The organism is Pullulanibacillus sp. KACC 23026 (assembly GCF_029094525.1).
Lineage (GTDB): Bacteria > Bacillota > Bacilli > Bacillales > Sporolactobacillaceae > KACC-23026.
In genome coordinates, this window is sequence record NZ_CP119107.1 from 858,034 (window position 1) to 874,314 (window position 16,281).

Genomic DNA, 16,281 nt, shown 5'->3' on the forward strand with positions numbered 1-16,281 from the left:
TATATTGAAATGTCAGAAATGATAGCGCTTTATACAGGGGTTTCTAAGTTTTTTTAAAAAAATAACCAAATTAAAAATAAGGGAGAGTTGAAAGTGAAAAAATTAGTAGTTTTGTTTTTGTTGGTTGTTTCAGCCTTACTCGTCTTCACAGGTTGTGGAAGTCAATCAAGCACTGCTTCTAATTCTTCATCAAGTGGGGGAGATTCAGGCAAACAAATTACCTTGAGGTTTGCTTACTGGGGAGATCAAACTCGTGATCAATTGACTCAAAAAGTAATTAAACTTTACGAACAATCTCACCCTAATATTAAGATCATTCCAGAGTTTTCGGGTATGGATGGTTATTTTCAAAAATTAGACACTGAATTTGCTGCCGGTAATGCTCCAGATATCATTCAATATGGGGGCAATATTAACGATTATGTGAATAAAGGTGTTGTCCTTCCTTTAAACCAATATGAAGGTAAAGGCTTAGACGTTAGTAAGCATCCTAAAAGCATGCTGGACGCTGCTACATTTAATGGTAAATTGTATGGAGTTTGTATCGGTGTGAATGCTGGTGGTGTTTTAATCGATAAAACCCTTTTCAAAAAAGCCAATGTACCGCTTCCAAGTGATAATTGGACTTGGGATGATATGGAAAACATAGGTAAGCAGGTCACTAAAGGCTTAAACAATAAAGTATATGGCTTGTTAGCATTTGATGAAACTGGGTTTGGAACCTACTTAGCTCAAAGAAACAAAGTTGCTTTTGATAATACGACTAATAAAGTCGGTTATACCGAGAAAGACGTTCAAGATTGGTTCCAAATGTGGGAGAACATGAGAAAAGTGGGTGCAGCTGCACCAGCTGCTCTTCAAGCTCAAAACCAAACCGACCCTGCTCAATCCCTGATTGCTAAAGGTGACGTTGCCATGCAATTCGTTTTCTCGAACCAATACTCGTCATACATTGCTAATTCGAAGGATCAATTTGAGTTACATCTTCCACCAAACTCGGGTGGGACAACTGGTGTTGCTTTATTGCCTAGCCAATTCTTAGCTGGAAACGCTCACACCAAATATCCTAAGCAAGTCGCCGATTTCTTGAACTTCTTTGTAAATAATGTCGATGCTGGTAAAATTCTTGGAATGAATCGAGGTATTCCAGTTAATCCAGATGTCCGTGATGCAGTAGCTAAGACGGCATCACCAGAGGATCAGCAAGTATTAAATTATATTGATGAAGTAACCAAGACCTCCAAGGCAGCTCCTACACCAAACTATCCTGGTTATGTACAAGAGGAAGATCTATATAAACAAACAGATCAATCGATTGCTTTCCATAAGAAGTCGGTCCAAGCAGCTTCACAGGAATATTACACGAAATTACAACAAATTGTGAAACAAAATCTCAATCAATAAAAAGTAAAAAAACCAACAAGAGAGTCGGTTTACTGCCGATTCTCTAGTTAGTTTTCAATACTAAGGGGGATAGATATGTCAAAAAGGAACAAGAAAAACAGTGCGATTGCTTATGGTTTCTTAACACCTTGGTTAATTGGATTCTTTGGCTTGGTATTAGGGCCAATGATCGTTTCCCTTTATCTTTCCTTCACTCAATATAACCTTTTAACCGCACCGCATTGGGTCGGGTTTAGTAATTATAAAACCATGTTTCAGGATGATCCAAATTTTTGGAGTTCAGTTAGAGTGACGGCAGTTTATTGTGTTCTGTCGGTACCCACACAATTACTGGCCGCCTTACTCGTTGCACTTTTACTGAAAAAGGGAATCAAAGGGATCCGAATTTATCGAACGGTTTATTACCTTCCTTCGTTGTTGGGAGGAAGTGTCGCTATTGCAATTCTTTGGCAAAATATCTTCAACTCAGATGGAATATTTAATCGTTTCCTAGGTTTATTTGGCATTAAAGGGCAAGCTTGGATTTCGAATCCCGATTACGCCATTTATACACTTGTTCTTTTATCCATCTGGCAATTCGGGGCTTCTATGATCATTTTCTTAGCTGGCCTAAAACAAATACCTGAAGACTTATATGAAGCGGCTCAAATAGATGGGGCAAATCGATTTCATCAATTCAGAGCCATTACGTTACCCATGCTTTCACCGGTTATCTTTTTCAATCTGGTAATGGAAGTTATCAAATCGCTTCAGTCATTTACATCCGCTTACATTATTAGTGGAGGTACGGGTGGTCCGGTTAACTCTACTTTGTTCTATACCCTTTATCTCTATCAAAATGGTTTTGGTTATTTTAAAATGGGCTACGCAGCCGCAATGGCATGGCTATTATTGATTGTATTAGCTGTTATCACTGGTTTTCTTTTCTTAACATCCAGATACTGGGTTCATTATGAGGACGGGGGGATTAGATAACAGTGCAAAAAAAGAAGATAAAAGTTGGACGTGTTATTACTTACGTTGTTATAACACTTATCGGGATTATAATGCTTTACCCTGTGTTATGGCTGTTATCTAGTTCCTTTAAACCTGAAAATATTATTTTTAGTGAAGAAGGCCTTTGGCCGAGCCATTTTACATTACAAAATTATATTCAAGGCTGGCATATCATTGATGGCATGTCTTTTGGTCTGTTTTTTAAAAATTCCTTAATTATTAGTTCAATTAATGTTATAGCTAACCTCATTTCTTGTTCAATGGTGGCTTATGCATTTGCAAGACTGAATTTTCCGCTTAAGAAGTTGTGGTTTGGCTGTATGCTTATGACTTTAATGCTACCCGTACATGTTACATTGGTTCCACAGTATGCGATCTTTCATTATTTGGGTTGGATTAATACGTTTTTGCCGTTAACTGTTCCTAAATTTTTTGCCACAGATGCGTTTTTCGTTTTCTTGTTGGTTCAATTTATCCGTGGAATACCGAAAGAACTAGATGAAAGTGCCATCATGGATGGATGTGGAATTATCAGGATCTACTTTAAAATCGTCCTTCCTCTTGCGGTTCCGTCTCTTATCACAACAGCAATCTTTTCATTCATCTGGACTTGGGATGATTTCTTTTCGCAAATGCTCTATTTGAATAGTACCGATAAATATACCGTAACATTAGGATTAAAATTATTCCTAGATTCATCCGGAAATTCCGAATGGGGAGCCATGTTTGCGATGTCGGTGCTCTCTATTCTACCCATTACAATCATCTTCTTTTTCTTCCAAAAGTACATTGTGGAAGGCATTGCAACTTCAGGCATTAAAGGTTAATAAGCTTATAGATTGCAGCAATTATATTAATTATAAGGAAGTGGGTGATGGGAGTTGATTGAACGTCAAAAAGTCATTCAAAGGCACTTTCCTCATTACGACAAGCCTGAGCCTTTATCCCCATTATCTGTGGGAAATGGCCGCTATGCTTTTACAGCTGATATTACAGGGCTTCAATCATTTCCTAGGGATTATGAGGTTCCGTTGGGCCATCAATCTGAGTGGGCTTGGCATTTTAAGCAAAAACCGGAGCTTTATAATTTTGAAGATATAAAACTACAAAAATTAGAGACATATGGACGTCAAGTTCCTTATCCTCTTCGTCCAGAGGATAAGGAGGAAGCGTATCATTGGTTAAGACAAAATCCTCATCGCTTGAACTTAGGACAAATAGGCTTTCGTTTATTAAAAGAAAATAATGAAGTCGTTGTTTTGGCAGATTTAATAGACAGTGACCAGGTTCTCAACCTTTGGGAAGGGGTGCTGTACAGCCGTTTTTCTATTGAGGGTCAGCCTGTTTCGGTTATAACTGTCTGTCACCCCATTACGAACGAGATCGGTGTAAAGGTGAATTCTTCATTAATTTGTTCAGGACGCTTACAGGTCTTTATGAGATTCCCATCACCTGAAATCCCTTCAACAAGATGGGAGGAAGCTATTTTTCCAAATTATGAGGGGATTAAAGGACATCAAACGATAGTCTTGAGCCAAACAGAAGATTCGGTTCGAATTCAACGGAAACTTGATGAAGACAATTATGAAGTAGGCTGGCAGTGGAGTTCTGGTGATCTGCAACAGGTATCCACTCATGAATGGCGGCTTGTACCAGACAAGCAAGCAAAAGAATGTCGTTTTACGGTTTCTTTCGCAGCAGAAGTCCCTGAGAATCATTGCTTTGAGGCTATCTATAAAGCAAGTAAAGAACATTGGGAGCAATTCTGGATGTCAGGCGGTGCCATTGACTTTTCAGGAAGCACGGATTCTAGAGCTGCCGAATTAGAGAGAAGAGTCGTCTTATCCCAATTTTTAACTGCTGTTCACTGTGCAGGGTCCATGCCTCCTCAAGAGACAGGGTATATGTACAATAGCTGGTTTGGAAAATTCCACTTAGAAATGCATTGGTGGCATGGGGTTCATTTTGCCCTATGGGGAAGAGAAGAGTTGTTAGTCAAGAGTTTAGATTGGTATTTAACCCTCTTGCCATACGCAAAGCAATTGGCAGAGGAACAAGGTTATAAGGGAGCTCGCTGGCCAAAGCAAATAGGGATAGATAGGAAACAAAGTCCATCTCCAATTGCTCCGCTCTTGATTTGGCAGCAGCCACATCCGATTGCCTTAGCAGAGTATTACTATCGAGCCAATCCTAATAGAGAAGTATTAGTCAGATGGAAAGACATTATTAAAGAAACAGCGGATTTCATGGTGTCTTACGTGGTTTGGGAGGATGACAAACAGGCTTATGTACTAGGTCCGCCACTAATTCCCTCTCAGGAATGCCATGATCCAAACATGAGTAAAAATCCGCCTTACGAGTTGGAGTATTGGAAATTTGGGTTAGAATTGGCTGCAAATTGGATGGAACGTCTCGGTGAAGAAGGGAATCCAAAATGGTTGGATGTGTCAAGTCGACTGTCAATGCCTCCACATAATGATGGTGTTTATCTTGCCCATGAAAATTGCTCGAATACGTTTGAACAGTTTAATCATGATCACCCCTCGATGGTCGCGGCGTTGGGTCTCTTACCTGGACATTTGATTGATTCAGAAATGATGAGGCATACTCTCAAACGGGTCCAAACGGATTGGCAATGGGAAACAGCATGGGGATGGGATTTCCCAATGTGTGCTATGACGGCGGCAAGACTTGGAGAAGGGGATTTAGCCATTAATTTCTTACTAATGGATACAACTAAAAATACTTATTTACCAAATGGCCATAACTATCAAACTCCAAGCCTTTCGTGTTATTTACCTGGAAACGGCGGTCTGCTCACAGCCCTTTCAATGATGATCAGAGGCTGGGAAGGGACAGAAGATCAATCCTTACCGGGGTTTCCTAGGAATGGAAAGTGGAAGATTCAGTGGGAAGGTCTTCACCCGATGATTTGAGTGGTAAAGGAATGGAAGGAGAGTTTCAATGTTAAAGAAGGAAGACATCCAAATTCGTGACCCATTTGTTTATGTCGATCAGAAATCCCAAAAATATTATCTTTACGGCAGTACCGATAAGAATATTTGGGGGAAGGGGACAGGGTTTGATGTGTATGTGGGTGAAGATCTCGAGAATTGGGAAGGGCCATTTCCAGTCTTTCGTCCTGAAGACAACTTTTATTCAGATGAAAATTACTGGGCACCTGAAGTTCATAGCTATAAGGATCGCTTTTATATGTTTGCCACCTTTCTCAGAAAAGACAATGGAAGACGTGGGACGGGCCTATTAGTATCGGATGATTTAATGGGACCTTTCAAACCGCATAGCCAAGAGCCTGTGACTCCTAAAGAATGGAATTCCTTGGATGGAACGCTGTATGTAGATGAGGAAGGAACACCTTGGATGGTATTCTGTCATGAATGGGTTCAAGTGACAGATGGTCAAATCTGTGCTTTACAACTAAAGGAAGATCTAACGGGACCAGTCGGAGAACCGATTCTCCTTTTTCGCGCCTCTGAGGCAGGATGGCCAACTTCTTTTCAACACCGTCGTTTTCCAGGAGCTGAAAATTATGTAACGGATGGCCCTTTTGTAGTGACATTGCCTAATGGGGAGCTAGTCATGCTTTGGGCAAGCTTTATCAATAATGTATATGCCCAAGGAATTTCAAGATCGTTAACCGGTAAGCTTCTTGGACCATGGGTTCATGATAAAGAACCCGTTTACAAGGAAAATGGAGGGCATGGCATGATCTTTAAAACTTTTGACGGGGACTTTAAGTTGACTTTACATGCGCCAAATAGAACTCCAGATGAACGCCCCTTCTTTTTAGATCTTGGAACCCTTGAAAACGGTGAAATAAAAGTAAAGTAGCTCTCTATTTTTTAAACAATAACAACGTTGCCAAAACAGGAGGAAACCATTATGAAAAAGAAAACTTATGTGTTAGTCGGAACAGGCGGCCGTGCTGAATTCTTCTATGGAGCCTTAGCTAAAGATTATAGAGATTCTTCAGAGCTTATTGGATTTTGTGATATAAACCAAACTCGCATGGATTATGCTAATCATTTATTAGAGAAAAAATATAATTACAAGGCAGTTCCAACTTATAAGTCTCATGAATTTGAACAAATGATTCTTGATTTGAAACCGGAATATGTCATTGTCACCACGGTCGACAGGACGCATCATAAATATATTATAAAAGCGATGGAGTTAGGCTGTGATGTTATTACGGAAAAACCTTTAACGATTGACGAGGAAAAGGCTCAAGCTATTATTGATACTGTTAACCGAACGAATCGAAAGTTAAGGGTGACCTTTAACTATCGCTATGCGCCTCATAATACGAAAATTAGAGAATTAATTGAAGAAGGCGTAATAGGCAATGTTCACGCCGTTCATTTTGAGTGGCTGTTAAATACCGAACATGGAGCCGATTATTTTAGAAGATGGCATCGTGACAAGCGAAACAGTGGGGGCCTATTGGTCCATAAAGCGACCCATCATTTTGATCTTGTGAATTTTTGGCTACAATCTTATCCTAAAACTGTTTTAGCGATGGGCGATCTCATGTTCTATGGCCGAGAAAATGCGGAAAATCGTGGAGAAACGGTTTTCTATCAAAGAGCATTTGGCAGTGAGCAGGCGAAGAAGGATCACTTTGCTCTTCATCTTGAGGAAAACGATCATTTGAAAGCTATGTATCTAGATGCTGAAAAAGAAGACGGATATCAACGTGACCAAAGTGTCTTCGGAGATGGAATTAGTACAGAAGACACACTGGCTTTAATAGCTAAATTTAGAAATAAAGCCCTATTAACGTATTCCCTTCATGCCTATGCCCCATGGGAAGGCTTTAATGTGGTCTTTAATGGAACAAAAGGCAGAATTGAAGCAAAAATTGTAGAAAAATCCTATGTCAATTCAGGTGGAGAAAAATCAGATGAAGGGGCTTTAGAATCTAAAGTCATAACGGTTCATCCTATGATAGGTAAACCTTATGAAGTGGATATCGAAGAAGGAGAAGGCGGCCATGGCGGTGGTGATCCTGTCTTGCTTCGAGATATCTTTGGAGAAGCTGTTGAAGATCGTTTTAACAGAGCCGCTTCACATATTGATGGGGTTAAATCCATTCTGACAGGAATAGCAGGTAACCACTCCATTCGAACAGGTCAACCGGTTGATTTAGACACACTGGTTAAATTTTAGGGTATAATCAATATATTGCAATATATTGAAAAGTCTTATAGAAGTAAGTAAGGTAGGGGTCTTATAGAATTGGCAATAGAAACTACATCTAACACTTTTTGACGTTACATGGGAGGGATGACGGTGAATTTTAACGGCTTAACTGGCGGGGTATATCAGATCACCACTTGGATAGTGAAATTAGTTTATCTCAATATATTATGGATCTTATTTACGTTTCTTGGACTCCTAATAGTGGGGATCATGCCTTCAACCGCTGCTTTATTCGCTGTCATCCGGAAATTGATAATGGGAGAGGTGGATATTCCTATTCTTCCTACATTCTGGAAATATTACAAACAAGAGTTTCTGAGAATTAATTTATTGGGATTTGTTTTATGCTTATTGGGTGGAATTTTATATCTGGATATTTATTATTTTAGTAAAATTCATGATGGGATCTCTAGAATTGCTTTATATTTCTTCTTTGTCCTAGCCTTTTTTTACGCAATCTTAGTTTTAAATATTTTTCCTCTTTACGTACATTATCAATTAAAAATGTTCCAGTATATAAAGTTTGCTTTTCTACTTGGGATGTCTAACGTTATAGGGAATGTGATTACACTTGTTTCGATGATTGGAATCTATTTTATTCTATTACACTTCCCTACTACTTTCCTCTTCTTTAGTGTCAGCGGACTAGGATTTATTATAATGTGGGTTTCTTATAGGCGTTTCACTAAGATAGATGACCAAGGTCGATCAGAACTGATTATTAAAAACATGAATACTTAAGTTATTTAAAAGTAGGGGAAAACTTCCCTTTCTTAAATCCTTTAATCCCTTTCTAATAGTTATTTTCACGACAAGTTTAGTAGAAGCAACCTTTGACTACACGTTGTCTTATAGGCTTAAACAAGATGAATAATAACAAAAAAGAGGGTGTGCCTAGGGTTACCGCTGCTAGGACATCCTCTTTTTATTAATCTAAAGGTCGGCATGAAAGGGTAATGGTTAATTCCGGTTCCAGTTCTATTTTATTAGCAACCTCTTTTTCATCAATAACATCTAAAAGAAGTTCTGTTAACTTGTCTGTAATGGTATCAAGTGGAACACCGACTGTTGACAAGGGCATATCTAAACGATGCATATTTTGTATATTATCATAGCTGATGATGGAAAAGTCGTTAGGGATAGTCAGATTTTTTTCATGGATTGCTTGTTGGAGACCTTTTGAAAGCTCATAAGTCCCGCTAATAATAGCAGTTGGCTTTTCACCTGAAGCTTCTAATAGGTATCTAGCCGCCACATACCCATCATATTGGTCAAAATCATTTACGTAAATAATTGAATTTTTGGTTATTGGTAGCTCTAATTCTGCTAAAGCCTCTTTGAACCCTTTCACTTTTTCTCCTTGCAAGTGATCATTGATTCGGGCCCCTATGTAGCTAATATGTCGATGCCCTAGCTCATAAAGTGAATGAGTCGCTTTGTAAATGGCTTTGCGACGATTCACATCAACAAGCGGAAACAATGTCTCTTGATTGGAAATCCCGTAAGCAACAATAGGGACATTGGTAATCAAATCTGGATTTAAATTTTGGATATCAAAAGCAAGAATCGCATCAACATGATAACGATTAAAAATTTGCAAAGCTGATTCCACATCATTGATTGATATAAGGGTTGTATAATCGTACTCTTCAAGGCGTTTGTTAATCTTAGTGATTAATCTAGAAAGTACGATACGTTCAATCGTGGGCCAGATTACTCCAATTGTATTAGAGCGTTTTGACACAAGACTTCGAGCTGCAAGATTAGGCTGATATCCCAGCTCATTTGCGATTTGTTTAATTCTTTTTTTGGTAGGGGATTTGACGAGAGGACTATCTCTGAGGGCTTTAGAAACGGTGGAATAACTGACACCAGCAGCTTTGGCAATGTCTTTTATAGTAATACTCATACTTTATTCTCCCCTCACCACTGTTTTTTTTTCAAAAGCGCACTAACAACGTTGTTATCAAAATTATAACTTTTTGTTCAAAATTCAACAAGAAAAAATAAAACGGAGGGACGGTTCTCGCGTTTCACCTACACTGAGACAGAAGATGAAACGCTTCTTCCAATTGTCTTTCTTATTTATGATGTAATAGTGTTAAAATTGAATAAAATCAAGTTGGGCGTAAACAGAGAATTTTTTTAGAACGATAACGTTTATGTGGCTGCGAAGCTGAAACTAAACCTATCCATAAAAAAATTCCTACTGTTATATTTATTTAACGGGAGCGATCTTCAAGGCAGTTTTTACAATAATTAAAAAGGAGAAACATATGGATATTCGATTGTTAGGATCATCAGATGCAGAGCAGTATTGGAAATTAAGATTAGAGGCTTTGCAACAAAATCCAGAGGCCTTTGCCGCAAGTTATGAAGAAGTCGTAAAAAGACAAAACCCAATTGAAGGGGTCGCGCGTAATTTGGCAGCGGAAGGGACTTACACATTTGGTGCTTTTAATCATCATAACTTTTTAGTTGGTATGGTCACGTTGATGCAAGAAAAACCAATGAAACTTAGACATAAAGCTAATATTTTTGCCATGTATGTCAGCTTGGAAAGCCGGGGCCAAGGAATAGGAAAAGAACTTCTTACTGCTGCCATTAACCAAGCAAAATCAATTGATTCAATAGAAAAAATCCACTTAACAGTTGTAAAATCAAATGAAAATGCGAAGCGACTTTATACGAAATTAGGATTTGCAGTGTTTGGATTAGAAGAACGGGCATTGAAAATTAATGGAGAGTATTATGATGAAGAATATAGGGTGCTGCATTTGACTAAATGATCCGTCATAAACAGAAGAGTGGGGTGTCAAATTGGCAGAATTGACATTTTATAAGGATTATAAAAATGATGAGGCATTAAGAAGAAGCTTCGATGAGTTGGCCAATTTAGTTTTTGGTATTCATTTTGAAGAGTGGTATCAAATGGGGTATTGGAAAGAGCGTTATATTCCCTTTTCTTATGTTCAAGGGGGCAAAGTGGTAGCCAATGTTTCGGTAAACTTATTAGATTTTGTAATAGAGGGTGAGGAAAAAAGGGCCATACAAATCGGAACCGTGATGACCCATCCCGACTATCGAAATCAAGGACTTTCTAAGCGTTTAATGAACAGAGTATTAAAAGAATACGAAAACCACTATGATTTTATGTACTTGTTCGCTAATCAGAACGTTTTAGATTTTTATCCGAAATTTGGCTTTGAAGCGATCAATGACTATCCGTTTTCAATGGAGTATGCAGCAGGCCAAACAGAAGAAAGTGATTTGCGCAAACTAGACGGTCGTCATGCTGATGATCTTAACTTCATTTACACATTCGCATTAGATAGGGTGCCCGTTTCGAATCGTTTTGGTACGATCCATGATCAAGAACTGCTTATGTTTTATTGTCTGTATGTTTTTAATCATTGTATTTACTACATTCAAGATGAAGATGCCATTGTCATCTTTGAGCAAGAGGACAAGGAATTACATATTTTTGATATTATCAGTAAAAGAGAAATTCATCTTGCCAGTATTCTTTCAAAGATTTCGAGTCTAACTACGAATCGAATTATTTTCCATTTTACCCCGGATGATCGGGACATAAAGACTCAAGGAACTATTTATAACGGGGAGGATGCATTATTTGTAAAAACAAGGGATTCTATTAAATTTCCGTCTCAAGTTAAACATCCCCTCACCTCTAAAGCCTAAAGAAAAGTAACTGTGACCGCTTTTTCTAAAACGGCATACCTTTCGCTTTATTAGCAAATACAAGCAATTTAACCAAAAAAACGGATCTTCTGCGGGCATGATGACGAAGCATTCCGACTTAGCTATCGTGCTCGCCAATTCATCTAACCCCTCTAAGTCTATTTTTCCTAACCCTCTCATTTCGCAAAGAGGTAAAAAACTTTCGACAGAGCCTATAATTATAGGCGTTTGTTTGTTATAGATCTTAAAAATGACAAAGATTCAGCTCGTTCTTTGTCGATTTTTAGCGACTTTTGTATTGCGTTTTGATGGGTATTATTACCTAAAAAACTAGAAAAACAAATAGATGATATGGTAAAATACAGTATGTAATTAGTAGAAAAGTCCTAAGGGTCTGTCCCCTTAAATGTGAATGGATAAAATAAAAACACGCATGAGTCTAATAAAACTTTTATGGAGAACTCTAAGGTTAGAATTCGGAATATTGATATTTATTTTATCAAAAAAAGAAAGAAGAAGGGTTGGATCAGCGGTGGTGAATTATGTTTTTTTCTTAGAATATGATGGAAGACGTCACTATGAAGCGGGCCCAAATGCCAGAGTAGAGACGATTAAGGCAGGGACGACAGAAAAAGCCTTTAAGAAGTTTGCCAATAAGAAAAAGCTTAAACTTGAATCCTACGATTTGCTAGCCGACAATAGCTATCGGTTGTTTTTTTACAAAAAGCCACTCTTTAAGAAACCCATTGAAATTGTCTACAGAGCTACCCTAGAAAGCCAAAATCAAATAGTTAGTTAAAATGCTATGTATAAAAAAGAGGTAAGATGATTGCCAGAGACAGGTACAACCGGCCCCTGTCCCTGGCAGTCATCTTATTTTTTTTGGAAAACCGGTGGAACGCGGGGGTGGAACGCGGGGACGGATCTGTCGTTTCACAGAGTCCGCTAGATGGAACGCGGGGACGGATCTCTCGTTTCACGAGAGTCCGTCAATTGAAAAGCGCCGCCCCCACAGCAACTGAATGAAGCAAAGGGACGAGACGATGTCTCGTCCCTTTTTCCTGATTTAGTTGAATCTCAATATGCGAAATGCTGTTCGGTGCAATTGCTTTCCAAAAATGGGGAACGAAATCGGCAGTTCAAGCGCTTCTTGTCCGGTCGTGAAGAAAACAAGTGATTGGCCGGAGTGTGCAGGATGCGGTTGAATGTGGTGAACACGCTGATAGAAGATCCAATGACAGTCATAGTGGCTCGGTGACTGGGTCGGAAAGGCATAGATCCCTTGGTTTGGAGCAATTGGGAGGGGGACTTTGTGCTTGGCACCCGTGATTTTTACAGGTCAGGCAGTGAGAAGGCTAATAGAGGTGGTATCCGAGAGTAGACAATATCCGTTAAAAATTAACTAACTAATCTAATTATATATCGTTTATAGTCCGCTTTTCTGGATTAGTCAAGACTTAAAATGACATTTTTTGATAAAAAATACATGTTTCTCCTATGCGAATTCTTTTTGGCTAGCTTATAAGGGAAAGCAGCTCTTACTCTTGATGCTGCCATGCAGGTACTCCTTCCTTGCGATTAAATAGATATGTAACCGAAATTTAAAAGAATCGCCATTAAAAACATTGTCGAATTTTAGTATGATAGATTAGGAGAGAAAAAATAGTAAGAAATGGAGTTGAGATTCTGAAAAAAATAGTTTTGTCTTTTCTTATTGGTATTGGTCTTTTTTCGTTTGGGAGTCACCGTTCATTTGCTCAAACTCAAACTCCAATAAGTTTTGCCTATCTGTACGGGAGACCGCCCAGCTCATTTGAGGCATCGATTAATCGCACGAATGGTACGTTTAACCGTGTGTCCCCGACTTATTTTGGTGTCAATGCGGATGGATCTTTAGATTTAACATCAATAGATACACAGTTTATAAATGATATGCATCAAAAGTCTATTAAAGTGATTCCGAGACTAACAGCGGATTGGAATAAAAAGTTGGGTGAGAAGGCGCTTGCCAATCGCGAGGTTCTTGCCGCTCAGATTGCCAAGGCCGTTAATAAATATCATTTAGATGGAGTCAATGTCGACTTAGAGGATTTGGGACCATCCGATAAGCAAGCCTTAACCCAGTTAACCGCGCTCCTTAAGCAAAAATTAGGAAAGAAAGAAGTATCGGTCGCTGTTGCAGCTAATCCAGCGGGGTGGACGGCTGGATGGCAGGGTTCCTATGATGATAGGGCTCTTGCGAAGGTGTCTGACTATATTATCCTCATGGCTTACGATGAAAGCTATGCAGGAAGTGCCCCTGGCCCTGTTGCCGGATTGCCTTTTGTGACTAAATCGATTGATTACGCCTTGAATCAGGGGGTTCCAAAGGACAAGCTTGTCTTAGGTATTCCTTTGTACGGGCGTATATGGAACACCGATATGTCGGTTTCTGGAAGTTCAGTTCCTTTATATGAAGTCAACACGATTATGGCTAAATTCCATCCAAGTCTGACCTATTCGCAAAGCCAGCAAACGCCAGTCGCTACCTTTGCGGTTGGAAATAACAGCCACTTTCGATTAAACAGCTGGTCCGATCCTCTGCCGGTTGGCGTCTACACGCTTTATTACGAAAACCACGATTCCATTTCCAGTAAACTAAATGCCGTAACCGCCAACGATCTCGGCGGCTCCGCAGTCTGGAGCATTGGCCAAGACGACCCAGCCCTATGGACCTTCTACAAAGCCGCCCTAAACCCCATCCAAGGCATTCACTGAAGCCGTTGCAACGCAGAGGTTGGAACGCAGGGACGTGGAATGCAGGGACGCGTGGAATGCAGGGACGGATCTCGCGTTTCAGTGTGAGGAGGTTGGAACGCGGGGACGGATCTCGCGTTTCAGTCAGAGGAATATCAAGATGAAATAGACTTTTTAGGGACGGTTCTCCTGTTCGCTTTTGGAACAGGAGAACCGTCCCTTCGTTTCCTGCGTTTCAAAAAATTTTTCAAAGAAGTTCCTCTTTCTTGCACTTATTTTTGTTATACTGAATAGTGTGAAAATAGAGATGAGAGAGTGGTTGGGATGATGGGTTCTACTTTTAAGAAAATAGGCATGGTTGCTCTGGTGTTAGTGATTTTTTTAGTATATATGAAATTTAATGACTACAAGACGAAGCATTTCAAGGTGAATGCCAAGACTTTTCATGTTCAATCATCAAAAGCGGATCTGTTAAAAGATGAATTCAGTGCGATGCCATTACTAGAACCAGCCAATCAATATCATATTATGATGGATGAAAGCGTGGATGTCCCTCTTGTGAATATGCAGCGCACCCTTCATATCGAAAAAGCTTGGTTGAATGAAGGCTTCTTATATGTACTTTATAGTATTGATCTGCGAAATAGCGATAAAACACTGACTGATGTCCCCACATTAAGCTTTAATAAAATCCGACTCCACTTTTCAAACGGAAAAACAGTGGATGTTACGACCAATGAGGATCCCTCAGTCAACACGCCCTCTCGCTTAACTTATAATTATAAAGTCTACGATGAAAAATTACTTGGTCTTGAGGTAGACCCAGGTGCGTTGCAGTTGAAGGGTAATGAAAACTATATGGATGTCCTGAATAAAATTGACAAAGCGACCCTGCTCGATCCCACCTTAGAGGTGAAGGGACAGCCCAAAACGTCGCTTAGCAACATTTCCTTTCCCGTAAAGCTGAATCAGGATAAGTATTATGTAGGCTCCAATCCGATCAATAAAGAAATGAAGGTAAAAGGGACAACCATCCAGTTTACAAAAGTAAAAAAATATTATGATCATGATGAATTGGAATTCAAGACGCTTAACAATAAAAAACATTTAGTAAATTTAACCTATCAATTTCGGCCTGCTGATGGCGATTCATCTCCAGTGGATAAATTTTTGCCAGGTGATACGACAAGTTTAGACTTTAATAGCCATTCAGCCTATATGGAGGATTCTGGGGATCGCGTGCAAATCATCCCCCAAAAAGTGTCTTACAAATTGAATAAGTCGATAAAATTTACAATTACTCCGGAGATGTTTAAGAAGCTCTCCACCAATTATGGTGAGGAAAAAGTGGCGGATATACCAGGTGGACACATTTATTTTGGAATTGAAATGGAAGAGGATGGCTTTTTTTATTTGGGATTCAAAAGTGATTCAAGGAACGAAGCACAACCTACTGCATATGAATTTGTATCCAAAAATTTTGCGAGCAAAATGTCTAAGGAAGCACGGGATCAAACTACATTTATTACGTTTACCACTTTGGATGGAAAATCAATCGACCTAGATACACCCGATCAATTCTCTACAGATGAGGGGACTGGTGAAACCAAAACATTTTTTAGCCGCCCCAACGCAGACTCCCCCGAGAAAGGATTTAAAGTTGAAATAGACGGCCTCATTTATGAAGAACCCGTCAACACCAACCCCATCACCATATCCCTAAAATAAAACTGGGTGGGACGCGGGGATGGGGTTGGAACGCGGTGTTTGGGCTGGAACGCGGGGACGGATCTCTCGTTTCATTTTTTGCAGGAGGCATGGCCGGAACGCGGGGACGGATCCCTCGTTTCATTTTTTTGCAGGAGGCATGGCTGGAACGCGGGGACGGATCTCTCGTTTCATTTTTGCAGGGGGCATGTGGGGAAAGTTTCACCTTAAACTAAAAAGGAGAGCTACCCTTCTAGTGGGAGAGCTGTCGTCAGCTTTAAAGGGAATAGAACGGGCTCATTCTTCAGCGTTTCACGAACAAGGAGACTCCCTGAAACATACATTATAATGAGGGGGGGCGGAGAGGACAGCCCTATTAAATATAAATAGGTTTGCAAAGGATGGTTGTCGGCATGAGAACCTTTACGGTCGTTGTCTTTTTTCTTGTGTGTCTCTTTTTTGCTTTTGTGGTCGGGTTCTAGAATGTGGCAGATAACCCGAATCTTTATAGAG

The 16,281-nt window shown here is 39.6% G+C and carries 14 protein-coding genes; 12 read left to right on the forward strand and 2 right to left on the reverse strand.

Annotated features, from left to right (window positions below):
* Positions 1–93 precede the first annotated feature (93 nt).
* From PU629_RS03750 to PU629_RS03780, 7 genes are all read left to right on the forward strand, one after another.
* The gene (locus PU629_RS03750; protein WP_275282939.1) at positions 94–1,404 is read left to right on the forward strand and encodes an ABC transporter substrate-binding protein; all 1,311 of its coding nucleotides are present in this window, start codon (positions 94–96) and stop codon (positions 1,402–1,404) included.
* 75 nt (positions 1,405–1,479) lie between these two features.
* Positions 1,480–2,379 (forward strand): carbohydrate ABC transporter permease, encoded by a 900-nt coding sequence (locus PU629_RS03755; protein ID WP_275282940.1) that lies wholly within the window; start codon positions 1,480–1,482, stop codon positions 2,377–2,379.
* 2 nt (positions 2,380–2,381) lie between these two features.
* On the forward strand, positions 2,382–3,227 hold the full coding sequence (locus PU629_RS03760; RefSeq protein ID WP_481900473.1) for a carbohydrate ABC transporter permease: 846 nt from the start codon (positions 2,382–2,384) through the stop codon (positions 3,225–3,227).
* Between the two features lie 54 nt (positions 3,228–3,281).
* Positions 3,282–5,336: a glycoside hydrolase family 65 gene (locus PU629_RS03765; RefSeq protein WP_343076304.1), complete on the forward strand. Its 2,055-nt coding sequence runs from the start codon at positions 3,282–3,284 to the stop codon at positions 5,334–5,336.
* A 28-nt stretch (positions 5,337–5,364) separates the two neighbouring features.
* Positions 5,365–6,252, forward strand: coding sequence for a glycoside hydrolase family 43 protein (locus tag PU629_RS03770; protein WP_275282941.1), 888 nt, complete (start codon positions 5,365–5,367; stop codon positions 6,250–6,252).
* 51 nt (positions 6,253–6,303) lie between these two features.
* Positions 6,304–7,590: a Gfo/Idh/MocA family oxidoreductase gene (locus PU629_RS03775; RefSeq protein WP_275282942.1), complete on the forward strand. Its 1,287-nt coding sequence runs from the start codon at positions 6,304–6,306 to the stop codon at positions 7,588–7,590.
* 123 nt (positions 7,591–7,713) lie between these two features.
* Positions 7,714–8,364 (forward strand): YesL family protein, encoded by a 651-nt coding sequence (locus PU629_RS03780; RefSeq protein ID WP_275282943.1) that lies wholly within the window; start codon positions 7,714–7,716, stop codon positions 8,362–8,364.
* A 187-nt stretch (positions 8,365–8,551) separates the two neighbouring features.
* Here the strand turns inward: PU629_RS03780 and PU629_RS03785 are convergent, their stop codons facing one another.
* Positions 8,552–9,532, reverse strand: a complete 981-nt coding sequence (locus PU629_RS03785; protein ID WP_275282944.1) for a LacI family DNA-binding transcriptional regulator — start codon at positions 9,530–9,532, stop codon at positions 8,552–8,554.
* A 367-nt stretch (positions 9,533–9,899) separates the two neighbouring features.
* Between PU629_RS03785 and PU629_RS03790 the strand changes: the two genes are divergently transcribed.
* The 3 genes from PU629_RS03790 (at position 9,900) to PU629_RS03800 (ending at position 12,124) form a co-directional block, all read left to right on the forward strand.
* A complete protein-coding gene (locus tag PU629_RS03790) occupies positions 9,900–10,412 on the forward strand; it encodes a GNAT family N-acetyltransferase (protein ID WP_275282945.1) in 513 nt (170 codons plus the stop codon).
* Positions 10,413–10,443: 31 nt separating this feature from the next.
* Positions 10,444–11,325 carry a GNAT family N-acetyltransferase gene (locus PU629_RS03795; protein WP_275282946.1) on the forward strand — a complete coding sequence of 294 codons (882 nt, stop codon included), beginning with the start codon at positions 10,444–10,446 and terminating at the stop codon, positions 11,323–11,325.
* Positions 11,326–11,857: 532 nt separating this feature from the next.
* Positions 11,858–12,124 (forward strand): hypothetical protein, encoded by a 267-nt coding sequence (locus PU629_RS03800; RefSeq protein ID WP_275282947.1) that lies wholly within the window; start codon positions 11,858–11,860, stop codon positions 12,122–12,124.
* A 267-nt stretch (positions 12,125–12,391) separates the two neighbouring features.
* On the opposite strand, the gene PU629_RS22545 is transcribed toward PU629_RS03800, so the two are convergent.
* Positions 12,392–12,655: a competence protein ComK gene (locus tag PU629_RS22545; RefSeq protein WP_481900498.1), complete on the reverse strand. Its 264-nt coding sequence runs from the start codon at positions 12,653–12,655 to the stop codon at positions 12,392–12,394.
* A 371-nt stretch (positions 12,656–13,026) separates the two neighbouring features.
* Here PU629_RS22545 and PU629_RS03805 point away from each other — a divergent pair, with 371 nt between their 5' ends.
* Together PU629_RS03805 and PU629_RS03810 are read left to right on the forward strand one after the other, a co-directional pair.
* Positions 13,027–14,082 carry a glycosyl hydrolase family 18 protein gene (locus PU629_RS03805; protein WP_275282948.1) on the forward strand — a complete coding sequence of 352 codons (1,056 nt, stop codon included), beginning with the start codon at positions 13,027–13,029 and terminating at the stop codon, positions 14,080–14,082.
* Positions 14,083–14,385: 303 nt separating this feature from the next.
* Complete coding sequence (locus tag PU629_RS03810; protein WP_275282949.1) at positions 14,386–15,789, forward strand: hypothetical protein; 1,404 nt, start codon at positions 14,386–14,388, stop codon at positions 15,787–15,789.
* Positions 15,790–16,281: the final 492 nt, after the last annotated feature.